This window comes from Acinetobacter sp. GW821-FHT01E09 (assembly GCF_059422385.1).
In genome coordinates this window covers 1,573,656-1,598,962 of record NZ_JBWKWU010000001.1, presented here as the reverse complement: position 1 = coordinate 1,598,962, position 25,307 = coordinate 1,573,656, and the positions used below count along the sequence as shown (strand labels likewise).

Here is a 25,307-nt window from a genome sequence, read left to right as displayed (position 1 = left end):
TTCATGTTTCCTGCACTAAACCAGTAAATAATTAAATCTCAACCTTTTTTTCTGCATTCTCAGGATCGACTTCAGTAAATAAATTGAAGTGCTCAGGTGCATCGCCAGCATGTAAAATAACAGGAACACTTTTTGAAGCTGGAATCTTGGCATATTGATCATGACTTGAAAGCGCAACCAGTGGGTTGGTTTCAGGATAATAGGCGGCCAGACTTCCTGGTGGAATGTTATAGGGAACGATTCGGAAACTTTTCACGACTCTTTTTACCCCATCAGAGAATACACTTTCAATATCAACCCATTGATCAGCAACAAAACCAGCTTCTTCAATATCTTGTTGATTTATAAATAATACACGGCGCTGGCCAAACACACCTCTATAGCGGTCATCTAGGCCATATAAGGTCGTATTATACTGATCATGCGAACGAATCGTCATTAAAGTGTAGACTTTACTCTTTGTATACTGGGCAGAAAATTGATTTTCTTGATCGTTATAGACTTGGCTTAATGGCGTAATCAGGAATTGTGCTTTACCCACGGGGGTATTCCAAACTTTAACATTGGCAGGATGAATCAGATGGAAACCACCCGGTTGATAGGCTCGTCCATTGAAATCTTTAAATTCCTCAAAAACCTCTTCAATAGAATCACGAATACGATCATAGTCCTCAACATACCAACGCCATTTAATTTTAGAGTCAGGTAACGTCGCTTCAGCCATTCGTGCAACAATATCAGGTTCAGAAAGCAAGTTCTTTGATGCAGGTTCATTGCGCCCAGCGGATAAATGAACATTACTCATTGAATCTTCAACTGAGATCGCCTGATTCCCTTTCAGTTGCTTATCCAGTTCGGTACGACCTAGACATGGAAGAACCAAGGCGTCTTTACCACACACGAGATGGCTACGATTGAGTTTTGTTGCGATATTTACCACCAGTGAGCAACGTTTTAGCGCTTCTTGAGTATATGGGGTGTCAGGAGTCGCAACTGCAAAATTCCCGCCTAAAGCAATAAAGACTTTAACATCGCCCTCATACATCGCTTTAATCGTTTCTACCACACCATAGCCATGTTTGCGTGGCGATTTAATGTTAAAAACACGATCAATGTCATCCAGCATTTTTGTACTTGGTAATTCATTGATTCCCATGGTCCGATCACCCTGCACATTACTGTGCCCACGAACTGGACATAGGCCTGCTCCCGGACGACCAATCTGTCCTTTCGCCAAAAGTAAATTAGCCAACATATGAACATTCGCAGTACCGTGTCTATGTTGTGTTATGCCCATCCCCCAACAAAAAATCGAACGCTCAGACTCGCAAAACATTTTAGCAATTGATTCTAAGTTTTCTGGAGAGAGGCCTGAATACTGATAAATATCACGCCATTCTGTTCGGTCAACTTCTTTTAACATTTCATCAAAGCCAACAGTATTCTCAGCAATATACTGCCGATCAAATACCCCCGTTTTACCTGCGAGTATTGCCTGCTTATCCCATTCGTGAAGATGCTTCATCATCCCCAACAAAAGCGCATAATCTCCGCCAATTTTCGGCTGGAAATAAAAACGACTAATGGGCGTACTGCCATTCGTCATCATCTCAATTGCTGCTTGAGGATCCTGAAAACGCTCTAACCCACGTTCTTTGATTGGATTAATCGCAATAATATTTCCACCTCTACGCGATACTTCACGTAAAGTTCCTAACATTCGAGGGTGGTTGGTACCAGGATTATGCCCAAAACTAAATACCGTATCCGCTTGATCAAAATCATCTAAAGTAACGGTCCCCTTGCCGAGCCCAATTGAATCCTTCAAACCAATACTGGTGGTTTCATGACACATATTTGAACAATCAGGGAAGTTATTTGTTCCATAACTTCTGACAAATAACTGGTACAAGAAAGCCGCTTCATTGCTTGCCCGGCCAGATGTATAAAATGCAGCCTGATCTGGATGATCCAAAGCTTGAAGATGTTGAGCGATAAGCTTAAATGCATCATCCCAAGAAATTGGGACATACTTATCTGTAGCCGCGTCATAACGTATTGGATCTGTGAGTCGCCCCAAATCTTCGAGGTAAAAATCATTTTGCTCAGCTAACCAACTCACCGTGTGATGCGCAAAAAATTCGGGAGTAACTCGTTTACTGGTTGCTTCGAATGCAACAGCTTTTGCACCATTTTCACAAAAGTTAAATGCGTGCGTATCTTTTTTTTCAGGCCATGCACAACCAGGACAGTCAAAACCTGTCGGTTGGTTAATATTCATTAATGTAATTGAGCCTTTGGCAAAGACTTCTTGCCTTTTTAAATTTCTAGCAACACTCAACAAAGCGCCCCAACCTCCAGCTGGGTGCGTATAGGGTTCGATACGCGCGAAATTAGTATTCTCCTGAATATGGCGTTCTTGGCCTTCTGTTTCAGCTTTATTTTTTTCTAAATCGTTCATTTGAGTGCCCTCTTTAATGGCTTATCTGATTAAAAAATCAGCTCAAGAAAAAATTCATTTACTTTACATGGTAACTTTTCATAATAATCATTCATCATTCTTATAACTTAAGCAGCTTAATTTACAACGACTTAATGAGAATGTGAATTCAAATGAAGATGTTTATGCGAAACATCGTCATCTTTTCGGATACAACAGCCAGCGACATATTCACTGGAACCATCTGAGTAAAACTCTTCCTTCCAGACTGGAACTTCATGTTTTACACGTTCTACAGCCTCTTCACACGCCATAAAAGCTTCTCTTCGATGCGGCGCATAAGCCACTGCGATGATTGCTTTGCCTCCGATTTCTAGAGCGCCAATTCTATGAATGACCTGAATATATGATACTGCATATTTGTTTTGTATTTCTTGCTCAATTACACGAATCATTTTTTCAGCAATGGGCGTATAAGCAGTATATTTTAATGCCTTAACACTGCGACCTTCATGGTGATTTCGAACCGTTCCAATAAAAATTCCAATACCACCACATTCAGGAAAATCATCGATGGTTTTAAAATCATCTAAACTCAGATCCGTTTCCTTAATCCGAGATCCATTTGTCATGTTAGCCTCCTGCTACAGGGGATAATAAAACCAATGTACAATGGCTTGTTAATCGATGTCGACGGGGAATAATTTCTTCACCAATCGCACATGCGCACTTCTCTAAAAGACTAGCGCAATCAGGATATTGATCAGAAATTTGCTGCAAAATTTCTAAGACCATACTACTTTCAACACAAGAAAAAATTAAATCTTTAGGTAACAGCCTTTCAATTGCACCATAAGTTTCAATCTTAATTTGAATCTCTGCCATTTAACACCTTTGCTTAAGCATAAGTCCAACAGTGAATATTCAGGGCGAACTAACTTGAATTTGAACGACTGAATATGTGTAATTCTTCACGGTATAGTCTTAGCTCCTGTTCTGAATTAATGCTATGGAAACTTATAGGGTTTTCATATTTAACGACTTGTGGCTTTAAATCATCAAAGCACTTTCGAATACTTAATTGCTCGTTAGCCAAATGCTTTTCAAGCGTAGCTAAGCTGTCTCTTTTCAACAAGCAAAAGGGGTAAAGGTTTTGTTCGTTTATAGAGATAAATACAGCTTGAGAATTTTCCGCCTCCAATAAAGTTTGATGCATTTTTGATAAGACATCTGTAGGGATAAAAGTAATATCGCAGGGAATAAACAGAATATAATCTGTAGTTACATGTGTCCATGCACTTTTCATTCCCATTAATGGCCCTAAAAATCCCGCCTGATCATCTGAAAAACAGGCTATTTCAGCGATGATCTCCTGATAAACAATACAGTCCTGATGACTATTTACCCAAATTTTCGCGACCTCATCACAAAATTGATGATAGATTTTAAGCAGTTGCATTTCATGATCAAACTGCTGCAAAAGTTTGTTTTTACCTTGCATCCGTCTAGCTTGACCACCAGCTAAAATGACTAAGTCAGTATTTGGATATTGAGACATTTTTATTGTTACCCAAGCGTATCAGACTCAAAATACTAAAGACGAATGAACTCAATGAATTTGGGGCAATTTTCAGCATTGTTAAACACTGGAATTCGACCAATGACATTCGCTTCACTTAAATTACTTAGCATATGCGATTGCTGTTTTTTGAGTTTTGAAACACTAAGTTGCCCTTGCTCATCAACATTCAATTTCATACGCAACAGTTGTTCCCGACTATCACCTTTTACAGCCTCACTTAAGCTCGCCTTCTCCCATTCTAGTTTAGGTTCTTTTAAACCTTGCATTGCTTTAAGCAAAGTGAACACATGGATTTCTAAACAAACAAATACTGCTGCTGGATTACCCGGCAACCCTAATAAATAGGAAGTCTGGTTTGGTTTTTTATATTCAGCAAAATAAATCGGTTTGCCTGGTTTCTGAGCAACTTGCCAAAAAATTTCATTTGCCCCTAATGCAAGAGAAACAGGACGAATCAAATCATAATCTCCAACTGAAACCCCGCCAGTCGTGATAACTAAATCGTAATGATCTAAGGCATTTGCTAAAGCCTTTTTCAAGACAATTTCGTCATCTATCACATGTTCTAAATGGATCGAGTAAAAACCTCTTTCCTTCAACCATGTTAAAACCATTGGCGAATTCGCATCAAAAACCTGAGCGCTATTATCAAGACTTTTGCTGACTTCATCGCCTGTAATCAATACAGCAATACGAGGATGGTTAAAAACACTGACCTCTTTTACCCCTGCCATACTTAGTGATGCAACTAAGCCACTTTTTAGATATTGGCCCTGCTTTGCCAATATTGTCCCAATAGATAATTCTTCGCCTTGATAACGAATATCCGTCCCTTTGTTAAGCGCTTGATTTAAGCTGATTCGGCTATCTAGTTTAGATACTATTTCTTGTCTGGCAACTGTATCAGCCGAATCTGGCAATTTACCGCCTGTAAAAATTCGAACACACTGTCCAGACTCGATCTGGATATATTCTTCAATACCTGCGCGTATTTCTCCAACCAATTCAAACACGGTAATACCAGCAAGAATATCTTCACTTTTTAAGGCATAGCCATCTACTGCACTCTGAGTAAATAGAGGTAATGCAATCTCAGACAGAACATCTTGTGCCAGATAATGTTGATGTGCTTCTACCAGTGGCAGAGTCTGAACCGCTCGCGATTCAACCGTAGAATAAGCTGCCAATGCTTGATCTAGACCTATTAATCCTTGACCAGAACAACTCATTCATAACCTCCTGGGTGTGGTAAGTCTCGACATACATCAAAGATATGCACTAAGGCAGGTAAAATCGCTGCCATAGATTCAGATGCGCCACCACGACTGCCTGGTAAAGTAATGACTAATGATCGGTCAATAAAACCAGCTACACCACGAGACATTGCAGCATAAGGTGTCCGTCTTTGCCCAAAAGCACGTGCCGCTTCCATCAGGCCATTCAGTTCTCGTTCCAATAATGGTTCTATCGTATCGACAGTAATATCGCGCTTACCTATGCCTGTCCCACCCACCGTAATAATGCATCCATAAGATTGCACCAACTCTGAAATCAATTGTTTTAGTTGCAAAGGCTCATCAGCGATGATTTGATAGTGAATTGGATCAAATCCAGCCTCAGTTAAGGTTTCAACCACAGAACGTCCCGCTGTATCAGGTTTTTTGCCAGAAGCGACACTATCTGATAACACAATGACCGCAGCTGATACTGCTTGTCGAAGATGGCGTTTAAAGTGCGACTTCCCGCCCTTTTTCAATTCAAGCTTGCAATGACCAATCATCAGCTCATCTGGTTCACAATGCGGTTTCAACATGTCATAAATCGTGAGCGCAGCCAGACTTGCGGCAGTTAAAGCCTCCATTTCCACACCAGTTGGTGCAATCGTTTCTACGGTTGCCGTAATCTTGACGCGATCTGCTAGTATTTCAAAATCGACATCAGCTCGATAAATAGGTAAAGGATGACAAAGCGGAATAAGCTCATCGGTACGTTTGGCTGCAAGAATCCCTGCGATTCGTGCTGTTTTTAGTGCATCGCCTTTTTCCGTATTGCCCTCTGCTAATAATTGTAAACAATGCGGTGGCGCGAATAACTCCGAACTTGCTGTAGCAATACGATAACTCTCAGGCTTCATACCTACATTTTTCATAAAAAATCCTGTCAATTTAAATAATATACAGCTTCACAATAAGCAATTCATTTCAAATAAAATAAGCAGATACAATTCTATATCTATGTATAAAATCAACCTCCAATAGAATGCATACTAATCTTACGAATGGGTGCAGCTTGGTAAGCAATATAGCCTGCTTTTTTTTGCCAAACCGTATCCAAAATTGTTGCTATCAATTGTTTTCCCTGAGCTTTAGCCAATAAATGTCGAACAGAAATACCTGTATTGGCAAACAAACATGTAAATAACTCACCCGTTGCGGTTAAACGCAAACGATCACAACTTTGACAAAAAGGCTTGCTGATGGTGGAAATAATACCCAGTTTAAAACGTTGATTGAGTGTATATATTGTGGCTGGGTCATTATTTCGTTCTAATTTATCGATGCGAAAATGTGGCGAAAGTATATTGATAATGTCATCCTCAACTACGACTTTCTCACGCTTCCAATGCTCAGGTTGATCCAATGGCATGTATTCAATAAATCGTAGTTCAAAGTCATTTTGATAAGCCCACTCAGTTAATGACAATATTTCCTGATGATTCTCTCCATAGACCAAAACACAGTTGAGTTTAATTGGAATATTTGCAGCTTTTGCCGCCTCAATTCCTTTTAATACGGGTGTTAAGGGTTTTTGAGTCATTTTAAAAAAAGTGGCTGGATCAATACTGTCTAAACTTATATTTAGATCATCAAGCCCAGCTTGTTTTAGCTCAACTGCATATTTTTCTAAATAATAAGCATTCGTCGTCATTGAGACACGCTGTAAACCTAATGGTCTTAACTGATTAAGCGTATAAATAAAATTCACGAGCCCTTTTCGCATCAACGGCTCGCCACCCGTTAAGCGAATTTGAGTGATGCCAAGCTTAATCATCACTTCGCAAAATCTATAAAGTTCTTCAAAACTTAAAATATCCTGTTTAGCTAACCAGCTCGGATGATCAGGCATACAATAACTGCATTTAAAGTTACATCGATCAGTCAACGAAATTCTTAGTTTTCTTTTGTGTCTTTGAAACTGATCAACTAATTTCGATTCAGGTAAATGTGCTGATAAAATAGATTCAAACTGGCTTTTTGTTTCAGAGCTTATGCTTACAGAGCTTTGTTTTGATACCTTCATCATTTTATTTCTCAGCACTTAAAAACAGTTTTGCTTCATTAAAGTTGCGTGGCAAAAATAGATAAACCAGTAATAACACCTAATCTAGGTACCCTAAACCTTGCTCATTCAAAGCCTGATCAGCCTTTCTTATTAAACTTTGTTGTAAAACCAGTCCGTATGACCTTATTCAGCAATATCATTCACAAATCAACAAGCCCATACCTAAAACCTATCATACAAGCCATTCATCTTCTACTGTCAGGCCTTGATAAATTGATGAAATCTTTTAATCTGCTTTGATCCAAAACGTGGTCGTATTTACCAACGCAAAGGCAAACATAATAGAAACACACCATCCAGGATATCTTGGAGCAAAAGATATCTTTTACGTTGGCAATCTCAAAGGTGTTGGTCGAATCTATCTGCAAACTTTCATCGACACCTACAGCAAAGTCATTCATTGCCAGCTCTATACAACGAAAATACCGATTACAGCAGCAGATCTTTTAAATGGTCCTGTATTACCATTTTATCAGTCACAGGATCTACCAATGCTGCGTATCCTGACAGATAGGGTATTGGAAATTGCGGTAAGGTTGAACAACATAATTATGAGCTATGTTTAGTCATCAATGATATTGATCACACAAAAACAAAACCAGCACTCCCACAAACGAATGGAATATGCGAGCGTTTCCATAAAGACGATCTTGCAAGAGTTTTATCAAATTACATTTAGGAAGAAGCTATATAGTACTTTAGCGGAATTACAAGCGGCTCTAGACGTTTGGAAAAATTCTATAATACTGAACGAACTTATCAGGAGAAAAATGTGCAGTGGTCACACACCACTAGAAAGATTACTTGAAGGGAAGCGAATTTAGGCTGAAAAGAATCTAGCTCAAATTTAACCTGACAGACACACTAAAAAAGGGTAACTGTCAGATCAGATTTGAGCGAGTACATGTAAATTTAACAGAAGTAATTCCTAAGCCATTTCTAATAAAACTTAGTGATTTTAACAAAACAAATATAATTCTTTAACTTTACCTATTTCAAATAGCATCTTTATTAAAATCTTTTCTCCATTGTATTGGACTCATACCAAACCAAGTTTTAAATGCTCGGTTGAAAGAACTTTGTTCGTTATAAGCGAGTAAAGCTGATATCTCATTAATGTTCAATGACCTGTCCTCAAGGTATTGTAATGCCAGTCCTTTTCTAACTTGGTTAAGACGTTGCTTAAATGTATAACCTTGTTTTTGTAATTTGTATTGAAAAATTCTCGTAGGAAGACCTACTTTTTTGGAAACATATTCAATATTGATATTACCTTGATGAATAGCTTTGATAATATTTTGTTGCACCAATTCATCAAATGAATTGACTTCTGGTAGCTCAATCAACAAAATGTCTGCTTGCCTATTTAAAATATTTTTTAAAACAGGATCAGCCTTATTTATGGGCAACTCTAAATTGCTTTTCGCAAAAAGCATTCTTGTTCTATTTTTCGAAAACTCAATATTACAATCAAAATATTTTTCATAAGTACGTGGATTTTTGGGTCGATCGAATACAAACTCCACTTTGTTCAACTTCACAACATTGGGTGCTACAATGATGTTTACAATATTAAAAAATATAGCAATCATTGTCTCATCCGCTAACTTACCTGCTTTAAAGTTTGCATCAAACTCCCATGACACAACAAGGCTTTCATCTTCAATAGAAACTTCCATTTGCATAAAATCATAACAAAGCCTTTGATATTTAATAAAAAAAGGCAGTGCATCATATAAGCTTTCACATGATAAGCCGATGTATCCTAAAATACCTAAATGTGAAGGTTTTACATATCTAGCAATTTCTAATCCTAGAGATGGTCTATTATATTTTTCTTCAATTGCTTTCAACATTGCTAACCATTCAGTGAATGGAATTCGTTTGTCTTCATACAAATTGTTTGCAATTTTAGCGACATTTAAATTTTTTTTTAAAATAAAAAGCTCTAACAAATCAATTAAACCGCTCGTCACAGACTTTAAACTATAAATACGCTTCATCTTTAATTTTCCCTGTACATCTAAAAAAGATTAATCGCTAAGCATCAGATTTTATTAGAACATATAGAACTATACCAAGGTTCTATATCATTAGCTAAATGGGTTCAGATTTCTCTGAAAGTGAATTGCATTACCATCATCATCAAGAAAATCATAGCTAAGTGTATATAAATTATCATTTTTATTAAGTTCACCAGCTATTTCATAACGTTTAGTTGAATACGGGTAGCACATCATGTCCATTTCTGATTGTATATATATTTTTTGAGAAAGACTTTCAATTTTTAAGTTGATCAATGAAGCATGATAAGGCGTGGGATTTTCACACTCGATATAATTTTTTTTATCTTGTTCAACGATTTTGAAATGTATTTTTTCTACTATCATTTCAGGCAACATTTTTGCGATCTGTTTAGGACGATAAAATAATTTAAGCTGAGTATTCATTGCTAAATTCATATATGCAGCTTGATCGCTATGACGCTTAATCATTGGTATTTCATATAGATTTAACCAAAAAACAGTTTCTCTATCGTTTGGTAGAGCCTTGCCATTATACAAAATTCTAAGCCCGTGAATGTCATTTGATGCGAGTTTTACAAAAGGTGGTAATATTAAAAACGGCATATTATTAATATCAGGATCCCCTTCTCCTTGATCAACCCATGTTTGTAGAATAATAGGATAGTCATTAGTATTTGCTAACATTAGACTTTGCTCATGCTCACCGTCCTTAAAAACTATCCGTGTTTTAGCAGCCAATACTCCAGCTTGACATAGAAATGAATAAAACAAACAAATACATAATAGTGTAAATTTTGTTATTTTCATTACTGCACCTTAACTAATACATATGCTGTGGAATTAACTTTTCCAGCTTTAATCGGTTCAGTTCCAGGTAGTTTTTTTAAGATTGCGGTAAAATTATGTAGATAATGCGTATAGCCTGATTCTGTTGATGCCCCTGTTTGTGCTCCACTTAGTACAGGATACCAACCTGCAGCTGTACCCCCACCTGCTAAACCTGGCTGACCAACAAAATTCATATCTGTCCCAGTATTTGTGTTTTTTAAGAAAATTCCTACACCTTTTGCTGACTGTGGATCAGTATAATTATCTGAGAGTAAAGCAGTCACACCATTTTGGGCATTTACTAAACCTAATTGTTGTGCTGCTGCAAATGCACCATTTGAAGTCTGTATTCCAATAGCAGTCTGATTGCTTGCTGTACCTGAAGTAACTTGATTGGAACATTCAATAGATACATTAAAGTTCTCTTGTACAGATTGATTTGCACCAAGCGCTAGAGTATTAATCGTATTGAAAAAAACAATAGGAGTCGCATTGCGAGCAACACAAGTTGGTTGATTCGAAAGTGAGTTTCCAGTGCGCATTCCATAGCCTATCCCATTATTCACCCCCCAAAATCTATAATTTGTATTCGAATCTTCTCCAACATTATCACTGGTTAAACCCGGTCCTTTTAATTGAATATATGCATTAGGCTGTATACAGGTATATGAACCCACTGTGATTTGATTGTCTATACCAGTTCCACAATAAGCGCTACCTGAACCAGACTGAGGTGCTAAACGGCTCACTCTATAGAGTTCTGCATAAAGCGATGGGATATCTTGTAGTCTAATTCGTATTTTACTTCCGACAGTTTGATAATTTTTGACCGGCAAGGATTTCCAATAGCGAGTTAAAACTACCCCATCCATTGTTTGTTTAAGACCAACATACTTATAGTAAGTTGCATATACATTGGGAAGCCCATCATAGAGTCCACCCAAATCCCAATAGCCCCCTACTCGATCATCGCCATTTGTAGCTACCAAGAATTGGATATTCGGTAAATCTGTAAGGTCACACTCCCAAAATACTGTCGAGGCATTCGCTCCACCATAGGTATAACTTGTTGGAGGGACAACAGCACTCCCCATTAAACTCCCAACAGGTTGTAAATATAAACTTGTTAAGTTTACTTTTCCAAACACAATGGCCGCAGTAGTACCATCAGTTGCTAGAAAGTTTCCCACTTTTGTACAGTTAGCATGGGCAAAGATAGATAAAAAGAATCCCAATAAAATTAATATTTTGAATTGTGTGCGGATCATTTCAACTCTCCAGATTTACACGTTTCTTCCAGACGAATAATCGTTTGTTTAAGAAGTTCATCATTCAGCTGATAATGAACATCACATTTCTGATCTGATTCTTCGCCCCATTTGACAGTTAGAACCCCTTGCTTTGCTGGAGTACGAACATACATTTGACCACTTTGCCCCACCATTCCAATCACATTATTTTGCGAATCAATTACATCAGCACCTAAAGGAACAAATTCATCAGCATCCAATTTTGCTTGGATGAGTAATGGATAACCCATTCTGGTTTTAAACTTTACTTTTACCGCTGCACCAGCATAGGGAACAATACGTTGATCATTTGTTTCAATCTCAACACGATCAGAAATGCCTTTTGGTTCTAATGAAATATTGTTATAGCGATAAGGTGTAATTGCAGGAATCAGCGCATAACCTTGATGATTAATTCGTGTACCTTGACCATTGAAGAGTCTTGCACCTTCAGCACCTTTGGCTTCAACTAAAGCAAAAGTTTCACCAAGGTATGGACCAAATGTGATCCCTCCAGAATGCATCGCTAATGCGCCTTGCAGATTAGTTGAAACTTGCCAGTAGTTATCACTCATTGAAGCATTTAGACCTAAATTACTATTGTCTAGACGTTTATTGAGATTTGTATTCCAAGTCGTCACTTGCATATTTCGATCATGGCTGAGACCTACTGCATAATTCAGTGATTGATCCTGAGTTAAAGAACCAGACAATGTACTTTGATAAAACTCTTTAGCGTTTTCAGAATGTGAGTAAGCTAAATCTAAATTCGGTAAATTTGCTTTTTTGTATCGCCCTAAAGGAAAGCTCAAGGAAAGATTCACTGAGGTATCTTGACGATTATCAAGTAGCTTTGAATCTATTTCATCAAATCTATTGTTGATGATATTGCCATAAGCATAATGTTGTCGCATTACAGCCAGATTGAGCGTCAAACCATTTTGAAATGCTTTGCCGTATCCAATTTGTGCCTGCACATCATTATCACGACCATCACGGTAGTTTTGTGCTGATCCTGATAAAAATAATATCCCGTAATCACCAAGGCTTTGGTTCAGCGTAATTTCAAAACGGGAGCGTTGTTGGTAAGTCGATGACTCCCAACGATAACCATGTTTATAAGAATTCCTCAGCCCAATAACATCGCCTAGATCTCTATATCCTTCAGTTGAATAACGATAGCCTGCTAAAGATACTGTCGTGTTGGTAGGCTGAAAAGTCTTACTATAGGTCAGGTTAGTCATCCAACCTGTTATTATATTTTCATCAGGTAAACTTGCTCTAGAGTAAGTTAAGTTAGCACCAAAAGCACCGATATGTGATGCATATGTTCCGCCTAAGAGGCCAGCTTGATAACCATCTGCTAAACGTAATCCTGAATTTAAAGTGACGCTATTACTTATTCCTCGTTGATAAGTAAGATTAGAGAAAAAAGTGTCCTCTCCAATATCACGAGTTTTCCCTACATCTAAGTTATAACGTGAAGCACCTAAACGTAGAGACTCAGGTACAGCTGAAAATGGAACACTAAACTGAGAAATCGTTCCATCAGCTTCTCTAACTTTAACGATTAAATCGCCATTAAAATTTGTAGGATATAAATCAGAAATTTTAAACGCGCCTGGCGCTACTGTTGTCTGATAAATCTCCTTACCATTTTGCAATATAGAAACATTTGCATTGGTTTTAGCTATACCTTGAATCGTTGGTGCATAGCCTCGTAATGAATCAGGTAACATCCTTTCATCGGAACTAAGGCTCAATCCATTAAAACTTAACCCTGAGAAAAACTTTCCAGAACTATAGGTCTGCCCTAAAGTCAGTACACCTTGAATAGGTTCTATAGGGCGAGAAATATAACTACGAATATTGGTCCATTTTGTCCCTATTTCTGGACTATAATTAATATTAGACTGTTGACGATATTGCCATTTTCCAATGTTTACACCACCATTTAATGATACATATGCAGCAGATTGAGTCTGCGAATGGCCCTGTAATTGATATGAAGTATGATAATAATTACCCAGATAATTGATAAAACCAATACTTTCACCCGCATCCCATTGGGATGCATTAACATAGCCTCGTGGAATATTATGCATATCATTTTGAGGGATACTAATATCAAGTCGAAGCTTTTCAAAATTAAAATCTATTGAGCTGGATTGAATATAATTTGATAAGAGAACACATTGATCTTGCTGTTTTTTAATATTTATCAAAATTTGCTCTGAAATTCCTAATTTTTCTATAGCAACTAAATCAAAACATGGTGAAATATTTTTTTGTTGGTTTTCTACAAACTTTAAATCCATACGTTCAATAATTTGCTTGTTAACAAAAACATCCACTTTGTAAAAGCCTGGCAATATATCTTCTTTTTCACTTAGACGTTCTAATAGCTTAATTTGATGATCAGATTGTCCACGGAATAATGCTTGATCAAATATATATTCACCATCGTTATTAACATGATCATTTGCATCGGCAGAATTATTACCACCAATCAAGTAACCTACTAAAAATATAGACAATAAGCTTCTACGGCCAAAATATTCAGCAAACATAATATTATACTCGCTTATTATTTATTCAGAGGAATCTCGTGGACGACTAAAGCACCATAATCATTAACAAGGGTGAGTTTAATTTTTGAATCTTTTAAACTATGCGTATTATTATTTATTACCCAATTAACTTTAGCTTTTGGAGCAATTAAGTCATTTTTTTTCACCACGATTTCGCTATTTCCAGCAACTAAACTTAATTCTTTAATATTCACATAATATTCAGATGAATTTTGAATGTTTAATTGCTTTTTTGTTCCATCATTTTCCAAGGCAAATTGAACTTTTTTATAAGCATCTGCTGTAGAACCTTTCAAATTTTTAGGACGGTAAAAAACCTTGACACGATTCTTAAATACAATCATTAAACGGCTACTATCGCTGTCTTGTTTTTTTAGTGCAGGAAACTCAGAAAAATTTAAATAAAACAGTGACTCAACATCCTTTGAGACGTTTTCCTCACCCGTAAATATTAAGCGCACAGTTTGTCCAGTATTTGGATTTATCCGAAAAATCTGTGGACTAACAACAAAGGGAGCTTTGCTTTTTTCAAGAGTAGAATCTTCATCCCCTTCATCTAGCCAAATTTGTACAAGGTTTGGATATTGATCTTTATTTTGTAAGTAAATCGTTTTTTCATTTTGGCCATCAGGAAAAATTACACGTGTTCCTGTAAGAACTACACCTGAGAAGGCAGCGGACATTATGGTTAAGCCACCAATCAAAATATGACTTTTTATAATATTGACGATCCACCTACTCATTTTTACCACTCCAACCAAAAAATTGATTGATCTGCTACTTAAGTAGCAGATCAGATAAAACCTTATTGATAGCTTAAGGTGTATTCAACAACTGAGGTCACAGCACCTTGTGTTGCACCACCAACTTCAGAAATATAACGCGCACCAAAATCATGGCTGGCACTTGTTGCACCATTGAGTAATTTCAGACCTTCAACAGCTGTTGGCCCATTTAAAACAACTGAAGTTGTTCCAGCAGCTTCTTTAGTCAACTGAATCGCAACATTAGTAGCAGGATTAACTGTTGCTACATTGCCTAAATTGCCACTCGTAGTTACTGAGTGACCTAAAAATTTTGTTTTAATATCAAGATCTGAGCTAGGTGCAGTACATCCTGTGACATTAATCGTAAAAGGTGTCAAACCTGCTGTGGCACCAGAAGAAGTTAACGTATTTGCTGATACCGTAGGTAGTAAAACCACGCCATTGGTTCCACCATTGATTGAAGCCTGACAGGTTTGATCTGTGACTTCCCCTTGAAATGTTACAGTCGGTGCAGCATTTGCAAGTCCTGTAACCATTATGCTCATAGTTGCTATTGCTAGAAAACGATTTACTAAGTTCATGAATACACCTTTAAATGATAAATAAAGCAGAATGGAACTATGGGGATAATAATCTTTAAGCGATAAACAATTCTTTACATTTCACACAAATTACTTATACATTTAAAACAAATTTTCTTAAAAATTTAAATAGAAATTTATTATTTTAAAAAATTATTTATTGAATTCAATTGGATAAATTTACTAAAAACTCACAAGAAAAAGAGTGATAAGTTTAACAAAAATAATAAAATACCCAATACAAGACAAATTATTGAATTTTAATAATGACTTAAAGAAATAAAATGAAATCAATCATATTTATCAAGTTTATTTATCAAATAACTTGAAAAAAAAATATTTTTCAAACTAAAATAAAAACAATCAAACGCTAAAAAGGAAATTACCTGAATGAATTTTTATAAATGTATTGCTACAGCCTCAATAATCTTCGTATCAATTAACACTTCAAATGCTCAAAATTTTCAATCATGCGAATCAAAACAACAAGAAATCGAAAGTAAATTAAAAATTGCGATACAACATAATAATAGATACGAAATAAATGGTCTTAAAAAAGCACTAAAAGAAAATCAGATACATTGCAATAATGTGACATTAAAGCAAAAAACAGACACTAAAATTAAAGAAAAAGAAATTAAAATACAAAAACTTAAATCAGAAATACAACTAGAGCAAAAATCTGGAAATTTAAATAAGATTAAAAAGAAAGAACGTAAAATTGAAGCCTTAGAAAATGAAATAAAAACATTAAAATTTCAATAATTAAAAAGGGAAATTCAGTTCCTTTGAACTGAATTTCCAATATACCTTAAATATTTTCCTTATCTAAACTCATTTTTAAAGTAAAATATAAATATTCATAATCTTTACTTGTCGCTTCTTTCAATACTTTTTTAATTTGTCCATCATTCCAACCTTGATATTTAACTCTCGTTAAGAAGATAGAAATGAGAATAAATGCATGATCACCTTTCCTTAGATAAGTTCGATTATATTTTCGTTTAACCTTTGTGCTTGATTTTGACAAAACAATAATTGCTTAAAATAATTGGATGTTAAATTTTAAAATTATTGATTATTGTTTTCTTTACATCTTAAACATTTTGTTTATCATATAAAACAAAAATGCCAAATACTCAGAAAAATTCTATAAATATAAACACTTTACATTAAAACAATTAATCATATAATTATTTCAAACCAAGCAATCAATTATTGAATTTGTAAATATATAGATACTTTAATTTATCGTAATTAATTGTTTTTAAATAATATTAATCATCTAACAATAAAAAACGAAGCCATACTCGATGAGGTTTAAATTCCAGTCCAAAATCGTAAAATTATCAATAGTTGTTTTGAATCTGCATAGTTAAACCTTGCCCCCCTTACCTTCAAAAAACAATGGAAATTATTATTTTTCGGAATACCATAATTTTTCATACTAACCTTTTCTTTTAATTCCAATAATTTTCGATTCAATAAAAATGATTTTGACCATTTGCAAAGTACGTAGAATGATAAATTGATTGCTGCGCTTTTCATTCCAAGGAATTAAGAGATTTTGGATTCACCCAAGAGATATCATTGACAAAATTCCAGGCTATAAACATTCGAATGCCTTTACCAACAAACAAAGACTTATTTTAGAATATGCGGAAGCAATTAAATTTTTGGCTGAAAAAATTGAAACGGTTAGAGAGAGTTTAACTGAGAAAGAGCTAGTTGACCTAACGGCAAGCATTTCTTTGATGGAAGCATTAAATAGATTAAGAATCACGCTAGGTGATAGAGATTAATCAAACAATTGATATAGTAAAAACTTCATAGCCCTCACTTAAGGGCTTTTTAGGCAGTTACAAAGACTCTCCATATTCTATATAGCCATCTTCTACTGCAGGAATAATTTCTACAAGCTCAAAATATGGAGTCGAAAATATTTCTGAGTCTCTAAGTGCATCTATTACAAAATAGTATTCCTGTAAAGATGATGTCTCGAAAACTGCAATATCGCTAGCACGAGCATTAAATGCCTCTGCATCATACCAACGTACTTTAACAGATTTATATTTTTTCAATATTTCTTGAATTGTCTTTTCACCTAAGTTATTACGATATTCTCTGGGCAGTGCAAGCCAAGTGGGTAATGCCTTTAAATGAATAAAAAAAGTAAATATTTTAGACATAGTTTCTCCATTAACTATTGATTTCAATTGATATATGATTTTGCTTGTAATGAGTGAGTGACCAAATCATTATATGAGTCATTACTCACATTTAATACTCGCATTTTTTACCATGACAGAAACCTTTCCAAACCCACGTAAAAGGCCGCGACAAGCGCGTTCAGTAATCACATTTGATATAATTCTGGAGGCAGCAGCTCGCATTCTTGAATCAGATGGATTCTCTGGATTTAATACTAATATTGTGGCAGATACTGCTGGAGTGAGTATTGGTAGTCTGTATCAATACTTTCCTTCAAAAAATGCATTAATTGTTGAACTCATAAGACGAGAAAGAGATCAACTTTATAATAGTGTCTTAAAAATTATTGAACAAAATGAGCGGTTAGATTTAAAAACGCTATTGAAAATGATTATAGAAAGAGCAGTATTTCATCAATTGAGTCGTCCTAATTTAGCGTTAATACTTGAATCTGCCTCAATATTTATCGGAAAAGATTATGAAGAAGAGTCTTTTCAATACAAATTAGAGGAAATATTGTCTAATCTTCTATCTAAATTTCAAATTACTGATGCACTCAAGACTGCAAGAGACATTATCGCCATCAGTAAAGGGATGATTAATACAGCGGGTATGACTGGTGAATTTGATGTAGAAGATCTACAGCGACGAGTTGAAAGAGCAATATATGGTTATTTAGCCCTTATATAAAGATAAAACTGAGCAGTCCAAGTCTCAATTTTAACAATATCACTTTTTAAGATATCCCCCTTCTTCATCTTATCAATAGTACGAACAGAACACTCCATTTTCTTTTTGTTGCTAATTTCCGCACTCATCTTCGGATTCCTTTTTGTGAATCAGCCTCAATTTGTTAAGATGACGGCCGAGAGAAACCAATTTGTTTCCTCACACATTGTTGACTCAATTTTGGCACGAACAAAAGTACACTAAAGCTATGCTTTTTCCTTTGCTTAGGTCAGATTTGCACAGAAGTTGTTAGAATTGGTTAGATTGCCAAACTTTCAAAATAAACTTATTTATTATTTAAATTTAGAGATTTAACATACATGAATAGCATGGAAACAATGGCTGACTTATCCTCCCACACCCCTATGATGCAGCAATATCTAAAAGTAAAAATGCAGCATCCACACTCTTTAATGTTCTATCGCATGGGCGATTTTTACGAACTGTTTTTTGACGATGCTAAAAAAGCCGCAAAACTTTTGGGTATTACCCTCACTCATCGTGGTAAAGCCAATGGTGAACCTATTCCAATGGCAGGTGTTCCATACCATGCTGCAGAAGGTTATTTGGCGCGTTTGGTTAAAAAAGGCGAAGCGGTTGTCATCTGTGAGCAAATTGGTGAAGTCACAGGTAAGGGACCTGTTGAACGCGGTGTAGTGCGAATTATCACCCCTGGAACATTAACTGATGATGCCCTGTTAACCGCAACACAAGCATCGAATCTAGTTGCGATCTGCTTCCAACAAAACCAAATTGGTATGGCACTGTTGGATTTAAGTGCGGGTATTTTTAAAGTTCAACAACAAGAGTTTAAATCTGAAAGCTTGGCGATTGAATTAGCTCGCTTAATGCCAAGCGAAATATTGGTCGATGAAGACATAGTCGACCCAAATATTATTGAAGATATTAAACGACAAATTGAATGTCCAATTACCAAACGACCTAATGTCGATTTTAATTTAAATAACGCACAAAAAACCTTATGTGACCAATTCGCAGTTTCCACACTTTCTGGTTTTGGTATTGACCATCTACCCTTGGCTAAAGCGGCGGCTGCTGCGCTGATTCATTATGCCAAAGAAACTCAAAAAACTGCGTTACCACATATTCGTTCAATTAAATTAGAACAAAGCTCAGATTTTATTGCACTTGATCCTGTTACACGCCGTAATTTAGAAATTATTGATCCATTATTTGAGCACGGTACTTCGCTATTTAGCTTAATCAATGACTGCCAAACCGCAATGGGCGGACGATTACTGGCACGTACCTTGATGCAGCCCATTCGTGATACTCAAATCTTAGATGCACGTTTAGATGCAACGGATACTTTACTCAAAGGCTACCATGAAAGTCCTGTTCGCTTAGTCTTAAAAGAAATTGGCGATATTGAACGGGTTTTAAGCCGTGTTGCACTTGGCAGTGCACGTCCTCGTGATTTGGTGCAGCTTCGTCAAGCATGTGCACAAATCCCATTTTTAAGACATGCAATCCAACCGATTCTTGAGACTCAACAATCTAAATTGATTGTGCAATTGAATGAAGAATTGGGCGATTTTAATGGATTACACCAACGTTTACTGTCCGCCATTGTTGAACATCCTCCTGTGCTATTGCGTGATGGCAATGTAATTGCAGAAGGTTTTGATGATGAGCTTGATGAACTGCGTAAAATCCGTGATCACGCAGGCCAATTCCTGATTGATTTAGAAATCAAAGAGCGAGAAAACACGGGCATCAATACCCTGAAGATTGGTTATAACCGTGTTAGTGGTTACTTTATCGAACTCACCCGTGCTCAAGCTGAACAAGCGCCTGATCATTACATCCGTCGTCAAACACTGAAAAATGCCGAGCGTTATATCACCCCAGAATTAAAATCTTTTGAAGATAAAGTACTTTCCAGTGAATCACGTGCACTTGCGCGAGAAAAACTACTCTTTGAAATGTTACTGGAAGAATTAAGAGCAGATATTGCCAATTTACAAATGATGAGTGCATCGATTGCCCATATCGATTTATTGGCAAACTTTGCCCATCAAGCCCGTTTGAATAATTGGAACCGACCTGAATATAGCCCAGAAATCGGGATTAAAATTACCGCTGGTCGACACCCTGTAGTTGAATCACTCAGTAAAACGCCATTTACCCCCAATGATACCCTACTCGATTTCAATCATCGTATGGCGATCATTACAGGGCCAAACATGGGCGGAAAATCAACCTTTATGCGTCAAACTGCACTGATTAGTTTGCTGGCGTATTGTGGCAGCTTCGTCCCTGCTAAAACTGCGAAGTTAGGACCGATTGACCGTATATTTACTCGAATTGGCTCTGCTGATGATTTATCTACGGGTAAATCTACCTTTATGGTGGAAATGACCGAAACATCTCAAATTTTGCACCATGCAACCAATCAGTCTTTGGTGCTTATGGATGAAGTTGGTCGTGGTACAAGTACTTATGATGGACTATCTCTAGCTTGGGCATGTGTGCTTGATCTAACCAAACGAATCAAATGTCTATGCCTCTTTGCCACACACTATTTTGAATTAACTGAGCTTTCAAAAGAAGTGGCAATTGATAACTACCATGTGACGGCCAAAGAGTTAAATGGTAATTTGATTCTATTGCATAAAGTTCAACAAGGTCCTGCCAGTCAAAGTCATGGTTTACAAGTTGCAAAACTTGCTGGGATCCCTGCTGGAGTGATTAAAGAAGCGCAAAAGCGTTTAAAAATTTTAGAGAAACAACAACAGCAACAATTGCAATCCGTTGTGCAAAATGACTTATTTGCAGAAGTTGAAACCGTTGAACCTGAAAAGCTTGAACACATCATTGAGATTGAAAAAGTCGTTGAAGTTGAAAAATCATCACCTGTACTCGATGCTTTAGCAAATATTGATGTCGATGATTTAACGCCTCGCCAAGCGCTAGATCACCTCTATGCATTAAAAGCAGCACTAAATGCATAAGCAGTAACAGCTATCCAGTCTAAGTAAGTTTGAAACTCTCTACTTAGGCTGGAAATAACTTGCGTCTATTGATCTTTAAATAGCAATCTAGACGATAACTTAAGCCAGTCTAAAGTGTAAAATTGCACTCCATAATGAGTGATTGAATGCCAAGTTTTAGGAGAATAATATCAATATTTCACTTAAGCCCCTGCAGCTTTCCGATATAGATCTCATTTGGCAACATATTGATCGACGTGAATTAATCACTCAAATGTATCTACAACAAAAGCAAAATTTACATTTGGTCGATTGTTTTTATGATGTGCAAAGCTGGGATGAATATCATTTAGAAAATGATCCCCCGCTGTTAAAGCAGCATCTTATTCAAGGTGGACGATGTGTGGGCGCATTTAATCAATTGAATCGATTAATTGGTGTGCAACTGGTATCTAATCAAGTCATCACTGATTATCCAGAGGCGAAGCTATTACAATATTTTTATGTCGATGCAAATCATCAAGGTCTTGGTCTTGGTACACAGCTCATGCACTCAGCGATAAAATCAGCTGAGCAACTTGGTGCACAACAACTGTATATTTCAGCAACACCAACACAGCGTACTGTCGACTTTTATCTTAAACAAGGCGCGCAGGTCTTAGAAAAACCTGATCAACAATTATGGGAATTAGAACCTGAAGATATTCATCTTATCTATACATTGTCATGATCTAACGGATACTGAAAATACAGCTCTAAATAATTCTAAAGATAATGACTGACTAAAAAACCAGCACACGAAGGCGATAATCCCATTTCGTTTCTGTGATTTAGTCTCATATTTATGTTCTTTTTTGAATATGTTTAGCATTTTTTCACCTATGGCCACATCAAAATAACAGCGCATATTTTAAAAAATGCATAATTCATCACAAGTTAGGAGAATTTTCTATAAAAAAAATTGATTTAGCAGGTTCTTCTATATTAAATATCAATAAAAGCAATTGTTAGTTTGCGGCGTTTTCCCTAAAATACAGCATTATTAATTAGAACCATATTTTTAGGTAGCTGACGCCATGACCTTTGTTGTCACTGAAAATTGTATTAAGTGTAAATATCAAGACTGCGTAGAAGTATGTCCAGTAGACTGTTTTTATGAAGGTCCAAATTTCCTAGTCATTAGTCCAGACGAATGTATTGACTGTGCGCTATGTGAACCTGAGTGTCCTGCAAATGCAATTTTCTCTGAAGATGAACTCCCTGAAGGTCAAGAAGTATTTATTGAACTAAATGCTGAACTTGCTCAAAAATGGCCAAACATTACTCAAATCGGTGATCAACCTGAAGATCGTGAAGAGTGGAATGGTAAAGCCGATAAATTACAATACTTAGAAAAATAAGTATTGTATAAAAAAGATCAGCTTAGGCTGATCTTTTTGCATTTTAATATGTAAATTGTACATTTATTTGCAATTTATCCATAATACACGCACCAAACTAGACTAAAATAGCCCGTTACTTGCTTTAGCTAATATTGAGAATGAAATTTATTTTGAAAGGTTTACTTGCTGTCGGTGTTACTACAATGATTCTGGCTGGATGTACATCTTCCCCTCAAAAGAATCCAACAATTAGCACGTCGCATGGTCAGCGTATTTACATCCCCGAAGAAAAAATTACGATTGAGCGACCCATTCCTCCTAAAACGATGCCTTCATCTTATCGCCAATGGTTGATCTATGGAGACAATCAGTCACGTGCACGTGATTATGAACGTTTTCTTGAACAAAATAATGCTGGAAATATTATTCCTAGTTTTGAGTTATTTAAAACTGCACGGGATTGGGACAAGTGTGGTAAGTCTGAATATATGATTCCAAGCCGTGAGCTTTGGAGTAATCAACTACCGACATTAAAAGTATTTAAATACTTGGTTGCCTCTAAAGTTCTGACTGACTTCACTGTAACCTCGGTATATCGAGACTTACCTTTAAACCAATGTGCGGGTGGTGCTGGATCTTCACGCCACTTATTCAATTCAGCCATTGATTTCCGTATTGGGCCAGAAAATCCGCAACCTCAAGATTATGCCTATATCGAACACACCAAATTCAAATTATGCCAGTTCTGGTCGCAGTATGGCCAAAGCTTAAACATGGGCTTGGGATTGTATGCTTCAGGGCAAATCCATATTGATACTCAAGGATATCGTACTTGGGGACCTGATCTCACCCGTAATAGCTCAATGTGTAATTTTTAATACCCTATATTCAATTTAAAAGAGATCAATAAGATCTCTTTTTTATAACCAAGTATTTGATCATATTTTAGATCAAAACACCCTTAAATAAAAAACGCCCGATGAAATTCATCGGGCGTTTTTTGAAATAAAATTAATCTATTTCAAACGTCAATCAACTGGATATCAATCTAGTCAATTGCAGGCGTATAGGTACCATCAGCAATCGCATCTTTAATACGATCAGCTTCTTCTAATACCAAGGCAAGAAGATTCTTCACGTTTTCTAAAGTTGCAACTGGACTTAAAGTGGTCATTTTCAAAGATTGAACCTGTCCAACTTTAGTCACACCAATATTGGCTTCACCGCGCGCAAATAATTCATCTGCAACGTTTTGATTCAAAGTATCAAGTAATTCAACTGGATAATTATCAGGTATTACACGGAATAATACCGATGCAAATTGTGGATCAACCAGCATTTCCAAACCAGCAGTAGCACTGATGTAATCTGCCACTTCACGAGTTAGCTTAACGCCATGGTCAATCATTGAACCATAAAGCTCTTCACCTAGGTTTTCAATCGTCATCCACAATTTCAACGCATCAAAACGGCGTGTAGTTTGTAGAGATTTAGACACTAGGTTCGGTACACCATGTTCTTCATCATAAGCAGAATTTAAATATTCAGCTTCATAATGCATGAAACGATAGTTCGCTTCATCTTTCAACAAGAACGCACCACATGAAATACTTTGGAAATAATGCTTATGGAAATCCAATGTAATCGAATCAGACAATTCAATACCATCAAGCATTGAACGGTAGTCATTGGATAAGATCAGTGCACCACCCCATGCTGCGTCGATATGCATCCACGCGCCATATTTATTGGTGATTTCACGCACTTTCTTCAATGGATCAATCGCACCTGCATCGGTTGTCCCAGCAGTCGCAACAACACAAGCAACGATTTTACCTTCAGCCTGTAAATGCGCCATGGTTTTTTCGAGCGCATCAACATCCATCTGTGCATTTTCATTGACTGGAACAGTCACCACAGATTGGAAGCCCATGCCCATCATCGCCATGTTCTTTTGCACAGAAAAATGTGCATTTTCAGAACAGATCACTTTGACATTACGCATGGCATCACTTGGAACGCCATCACGTTGCACAGACCAAGGCAGACCATTTTCGTCTTTCCAGTTCTTGGCAATACACCAGTCACGCGCTAACAATACGCCCATTAAATTAGATTGAGTACCGCCAGAGGTGAACACACCTGCCTGACCTGCACCATAACCTACTTTTTGACGCAGCCAGTCGATCAATTGAACTTCCATCAAAGAACCTGCTGGGCTTTGATCCCATGAGTCCATTGATTGGTTGGTCGCATTAATCAAGACTTCAGCAATTTGACTTGTCACCATGGTTGGGCAATGCAAATGTGCTAAAGAGTGCGGATGATGTACTTTCAAACTTTTGTTCAGGAAAAGCTCAACCATACGCTCAAGCGATTGGTGTAAACCTAGACCTTGTTTAGACGGTGCAAAAGAAATCGCTTCACGAAGTTCTTTAATGCTCCCACCTGTATACATTTTGTCATTTTGCAACCATGCTGCGACCGCTTTAGTCGCCTCACCCATTGCTGACTCATAGTCAGCAATAGATTGAGCATCATTGCAGAGTAACGCTTTACGATGTTCTGCAAAATCTACCATGAA

Annotated in this window: 22 protein-coding genes and 2 pseudogenes; 8 read left to right on the top strand and 16 right to left on the bottom strand. The window is 36.7% G+C overall.

The window, feature by feature from the left end; genetic code table 11:
• Window positions 1-31: 31 nt before the first annotated feature.
• The 7 genes from AC07U8_RS07320 to moaA all read right to left on the bottom strand — a co-directional run bounded on the left by AC07U8_RS07320 (window position 32) and on the right by moaA (window position 7,325).
• Entirely contained in the window at window positions 32-2,461 is a 2,430-nt protein-coding gene (locus AC07U8_RS07320; protein ID WP_494737585.1) for an FdhF/YdeP family oxidoreductase, read from the bottom strand.
• A 131-nt stretch (window positions 2,462-2,592) separates the two neighbouring features.
• The gene (locus AC07U8_RS07315) at window positions 2,593-3,072 is read right to left on the bottom strand and encodes a molybdenum cofactor biosynthesis protein MoaE (protein ID WP_004820364.1); all 480 of its coding nucleotides are present in this window, start codon (window positions 3,070-3,072) and stop codon (window positions 2,593-2,595) included.
• A gap of 1 nt (window position 3,073) precedes the next feature.
• The gene (locus tag AC07U8_RS07310) at window positions 3,074-3,325 is read right to left on the bottom strand and encodes a MoaD/ThiS family protein (protein ID WP_494737584.1); all 252 of its coding nucleotides are present in this window, start codon (window positions 3,323-3,325) and stop codon (window positions 3,074-3,076) included.
• Window positions 3,326-3,374: 49 nt separating this feature from the next.
• Complete coding sequence (gene mobA / locus AC07U8_RS07305) at window positions 3,375-3,998, bottom strand: molybdenum cofactor guanylyltransferase (protein ID WP_494737583.1); 624 nt, start codon at window positions 3,996-3,998, stop codon at window positions 3,375-3,377.
• A 35-nt stretch (window positions 3,999-4,033) separates the two neighbouring features.
• The gene (locus tag AC07U8_RS07300; protein ID WP_494737582.1) at window positions 4,034-5,251 is read right to left on the bottom strand and encodes a molybdopterin molybdotransferase MoeA; all 1,218 of its coding nucleotides are present in this window, start codon (window positions 5,249-5,251) and stop codon (window positions 4,034-4,036) included.
• On the bottom strand, window positions 5,248-6,171 hold the full coding sequence (moaCB, locus tag AC07U8_RS07295; RefSeq protein ID WP_004820356.1) for a bifunctional molybdenum cofactor biosynthesis protein MoaC/MoaB: 924 nt from the start codon (window positions 6,169-6,171) through the stop codon (window positions 5,248-5,250). The genes AC07U8_RS07300 and moaCB overlap by 4 nt, the downstream gene beginning before the upstream one ends.
• 95 nt (window positions 6,172-6,266) lie before the next feature.
• Window positions 6,267-7,325 (bottom strand): GTP 3',8-cyclase MoaA, encoded by a 1,059-nt coding sequence (moaA, locus tag AC07U8_RS07290; RefSeq protein ID WP_004820354.1) that lies wholly within the window; start codon window positions 7,323-7,325, stop codon window positions 6,267-6,269.
• Between the two features lie 320 nt (window positions 7,326-7,645).
• Here moaA and AC07U8_RS07285 point away from each other — a divergent pair.
• A pseudogene (locus tag AC07U8_RS07285) lies at window positions 7,646-8,188 on the top strand (integrase core domain-containing protein); the annotation flags it as partial.
• Window positions 8,189-8,359: 171 nt separating this feature from the next.
• Here AC07U8_RS07285 and AC07U8_RS07280 read toward each other — a convergent pair.
• From AC07U8_RS07280 to AC07U8_RS07255, 6 genes are all read right to left on the bottom strand, one after another.
• Entirely contained in the window at window positions 8,360-9,367 is a 1,008-nt protein-coding gene (locus AC07U8_RS07280) for an AraC family transcriptional regulator (RefSeq protein ID WP_004820352.1), read from the bottom strand.
• A 90-nt stretch (window positions 9,368-9,457) separates the two neighbouring features.
• Window positions 9,458-10,198, bottom strand: coding sequence for a fimbrial biogenesis chaperone (locus AC07U8_RS07275; protein ID WP_494737581.1), 741 nt, complete (start codon window positions 10,196-10,198; stop codon window positions 9,458-9,460).
• Window positions 10,198-11,487: a fimbrial protein gene (locus AC07U8_RS07270; RefSeq protein WP_494737580.1), complete on the bottom strand. Its 1,290-nt coding sequence runs from the start codon at window positions 11,485-11,487 to the stop codon at window positions 10,198-10,200. The genes AC07U8_RS07275 and AC07U8_RS07270 overlap by 1 nt, the downstream gene beginning before the upstream one ends.
• On the bottom strand, window positions 11,484-14,078 hold the full coding sequence (locus tag AC07U8_RS07265) for a fimbria/pilus outer membrane usher protein (RefSeq protein ID WP_494737579.1): 2,595 nt from the start codon (window positions 14,076-14,078) through the stop codon (window positions 11,484-11,486). The genes AC07U8_RS07270 and AC07U8_RS07265 overlap by 4 nt, the downstream gene beginning before the upstream one ends.
• Window positions 14,079-14,095: 17 nt before the next feature.
• Window positions 14,096-14,842 (bottom strand): fimbrial biogenesis chaperone, encoded by a 747-nt coding sequence (locus AC07U8_RS07260; RefSeq protein WP_056515329.1) that lies wholly within the window; start codon window positions 14,840-14,842, stop codon window positions 14,096-14,098.
• 62 nt (window positions 14,843-14,904) lie between these two features.
• Window positions 14,905-15,447 carry a fimbrial protein gene (locus tag AC07U8_RS07255; RefSeq protein WP_270384586.1) on the bottom strand — a complete coding sequence of 181 codons (543 nt, stop codon included), beginning with the start codon at window positions 15,445-15,447 and terminating at the stop codon, window positions 14,905-14,907.
• A 390-nt stretch (window positions 15,448-15,837) separates the two neighbouring features.
• On the opposite strand from AC07U8_RS07255, the gene AC07U8_RS07250 reads away from it, so the two are divergent.
• Window positions 15,838-16,212, top strand: coding sequence for a DUF1090 family protein (locus AC07U8_RS07250; RefSeq protein WP_270384585.1), 375 nt, complete (start codon window positions 15,838-15,840; stop codon window positions 16,210-16,212).
• Window positions 16,213-16,980: 768 nt separating this feature from the next.
• A pseudogene (locus AC07U8_RS07245) lies at window positions 16,981-17,249 on the top strand (carboxymuconolactone decarboxylase family protein); the annotation flags it as partial.
• 57 nt (window positions 17,250-17,306) lie between these two features.
• Here the strand turns inward: AC07U8_RS07245 and AC07U8_RS07240 are convergent.
• Window positions 17,307-17,636 carry a darcynin family protein gene (locus AC07U8_RS07240; RefSeq protein WP_004820336.1) on the bottom strand — a complete coding sequence of 110 codons (330 nt, stop codon included), beginning with the start codon at window positions 17,634-17,636 and terminating at the stop codon, window positions 17,307-17,309.
• 112 nt (window positions 17,637-17,748) lie between these two features.
• Here AC07U8_RS07240 and AC07U8_RS07235 point away from each other — a divergent pair, with 112 nt between their 5' ends.
• Complete coding sequence (locus AC07U8_RS07235; protein WP_270384582.1) at window positions 17,749-18,348, top strand: TetR/AcrR family transcriptional regulator; 600 nt, start codon at window positions 17,749-17,751, stop codon at window positions 18,346-18,348.
• Here the strand turns inward: AC07U8_RS07235 and AC07U8_RS07230 are convergent.
• Window positions 18,330-18,476, bottom strand: coding sequence for a hypothetical protein (locus AC07U8_RS07230; protein ID WP_270384580.1), 147 nt, complete (start codon window positions 18,474-18,476; stop codon window positions 18,330-18,332). The genes AC07U8_RS07235 and AC07U8_RS07230 overlap by 19 nt on opposite strands.
• 231 nt (window positions 18,477-18,707) lie before the next feature.
• Between AC07U8_RS07230 and mutS the strand changes: the two genes are divergently transcribed.
• The 4 genes from mutS to AC07U8_RS07210 all read left to right on the top strand — a co-directional run bounded on the left by mutS (window position 18,708) and on the right by AC07U8_RS07210 (window position 23,601).
• On the top strand, window positions 18,708-21,362 hold the full coding sequence (gene mutS / locus AC07U8_RS07225) for a DNA mismatch repair protein MutS (RefSeq protein WP_270384578.1): 2,655 nt from the start codon (window positions 18,708-18,710) through the stop codon (window positions 21,360-21,362).
• Window positions 21,363-21,537: 175 nt separating this feature from the next.
• Window positions 21,538-22,071 carry a GNAT family N-acetyltransferase gene (locus AC07U8_RS07220; RefSeq protein WP_416241969.1) on the top strand — a complete coding sequence of 178 codons (534 nt, stop codon included), beginning with the start codon at window positions 21,538-21,540 and terminating at the stop codon, window positions 22,069-22,071.
• 346 nt (window positions 22,072-22,417) lie between these two features.
• Window positions 22,418-22,741, top strand: a complete 324-nt coding sequence (gene fdxA, locus AC07U8_RS07215; RefSeq protein WP_004721686.1) for a ferredoxin FdxA — start codon at window positions 22,418-22,420, stop codon at window positions 22,739-22,741.
• A 140-nt stretch (window positions 22,742-22,881) separates the two neighbouring features.
• Window positions 22,882-23,601, top strand: a complete 720-nt coding sequence (locus tag AC07U8_RS07210; RefSeq protein WP_004721687.1) for a D-Ala-D-Ala carboxypeptidase family metallohydrolase — start codon at window positions 22,882-22,884, stop codon at window positions 23,599-23,601.
• A gap of 170 nt (window positions 23,602-23,771) precedes the next feature.
• Here the strand turns inward: AC07U8_RS07210 and AC07U8_RS07205 are convergent, their stop codons facing one another.
• Window positions 23,772-25,304, bottom strand: a complete 1,533-nt coding sequence (locus AC07U8_RS07205; RefSeq protein ID WP_034617801.1) for a pyridoxal phosphate-dependent decarboxylase family protein — start codon at window positions 25,302-25,304, stop codon at window positions 23,772-23,774.
• Window positions 25,305-25,307: the final 3 nt, after the last annotated feature.

Bases quoted from the DNA above. Each gene is read 5' to 3' on its own strand.
- AC07U8_RS07320 (WP_494737585.1), bottom strand. From the start codon at position 2,461: ATGAACGATTTAGAAAAAAATAAAGCTGAAACAGAAGGCCAAGAACGC.
- AC07U8_RS07315 (WP_004820364.1), bottom strand. From the start codon at position 3,072: ATGACAAATGGATCTCGGATTAAGGAAACGGATCTGAGTTTAGATGAT.
- AC07U8_RS07310 (WP_494737584.1), bottom strand. From the start codon at position 3,325: ATGGCAGAGATTCAAATTAAGATTGAAACTTATGGTGCAATTGAAAGG.
- mobA (WP_494737583.1), bottom strand. From the start codon at position 3,998: ATGTCTCAATATCCAAATACTGACTTAGTCATTTTAGCTGGTGGTCAA.
- AC07U8_RS07300 (WP_494737582.1), bottom strand. From the start codon at position 5,251: ATGAGTTGTTCTGGTCAAGGATTAATAGGTCTAGATCAAGCATTGGCA.
- moaCB (WP_004820356.1), bottom strand. From the start codon at position 6,171: ATGAAAAATGTAGGTATGAAGCCTGAGAGTTATCGTATTGCTACAGCA.
- moaA (WP_004820354.1), bottom strand. From the start codon at position 7,325: ATGATGAAGGTATCAAAACAAAGCTCTGTAAGCATAAGCTCTGAAACA.
- AC07U8_RS07280 (WP_004820352.1), bottom strand. From the start codon at position 9,367: ATGAAGCGTATTTATAGTTTAAAGTCTGTGACGAGCGGTTTAATTGAT.
- AC07U8_RS07275 (WP_494737581.1), bottom strand. From the start codon at position 10,198: ATGAAAATAACAAAATTTACACTATTATGTATTTGTTTGTTTTATTCA.
- AC07U8_RS07270 (WP_494737580.1), bottom strand. From the start codon at position 11,487: ATGATCCGCACACAATTCAAAATATTAATTTTATTGGGATTCTTTTTA.
- AC07U8_RS07265 (WP_494737579.1), bottom strand. From the start codon at position 14,078: ATGTTTGCTGAATATTTTGGCCGTAGAAGCTTATTGTCTATATTTTTA.
- AC07U8_RS07260 (WP_056515329.1), bottom strand. From the start codon at position 14,842: ATGAGTAGGTGGATCGTCAATATTATAAAAAGTCATATTTTGATTGGT.
- AC07U8_RS07255 (WP_270384586.1), bottom strand. From the start codon at position 15,447: ATGAACTTAGTAAATCGTTTTCTAGCAATAGCAACTATGAGCATAATG.
- AC07U8_RS07250 (WP_270384585.1), top strand. From the start codon at position 15,838: ATGAATTTTTATAAATGTATTGCTACAGCCTCAATAATCTTCGTATCA.
- AC07U8_RS07240 (WP_004820336.1), bottom strand. From the start codon at position 17,636: ATGTCTAAAATATTTACTTTTTTTATTCATTTAAAGGCATTACCCACT.
- AC07U8_RS07235 (WP_270384582.1), top strand. From the start codon at position 17,749: ATGACAGAAACCTTTCCAAACCCACGTAAAAGGCCGCGACAAGCGCGT.
- AC07U8_RS07230 (WP_270384580.1), bottom strand. From the start codon at position 18,476: ATGAGTGCGGAAATTAGCAACAAAAAGAAAATGGAGTGTTCTGTTCGT.
- mutS (WP_270384578.1), top strand. From the start codon at position 18,708: ATGAATAGCATGGAAACAATGGCTGACTTATCCTCCCACACCCCTATG.
- fdxA (WP_004721686.1), top strand. From the start codon at position 22,418: ATGACCTTTGTTGTCACTGAAAATTGTATTAAGTGTAAATATCAAGAC.
- AC07U8_RS07210 (WP_004721687.1), top strand. From the start codon at position 22,882: ATGAAATTTATTTTGAAAGGTTTACTTGCTGTCGGTGTTACTACAATG.
- AC07U8_RS07205 (WP_034617801.1), bottom strand. From the start codon at position 25,304: ATGGTAGATTTTGCAGAACATCGTAAAGCGTTACTCTGCAATGATGCT.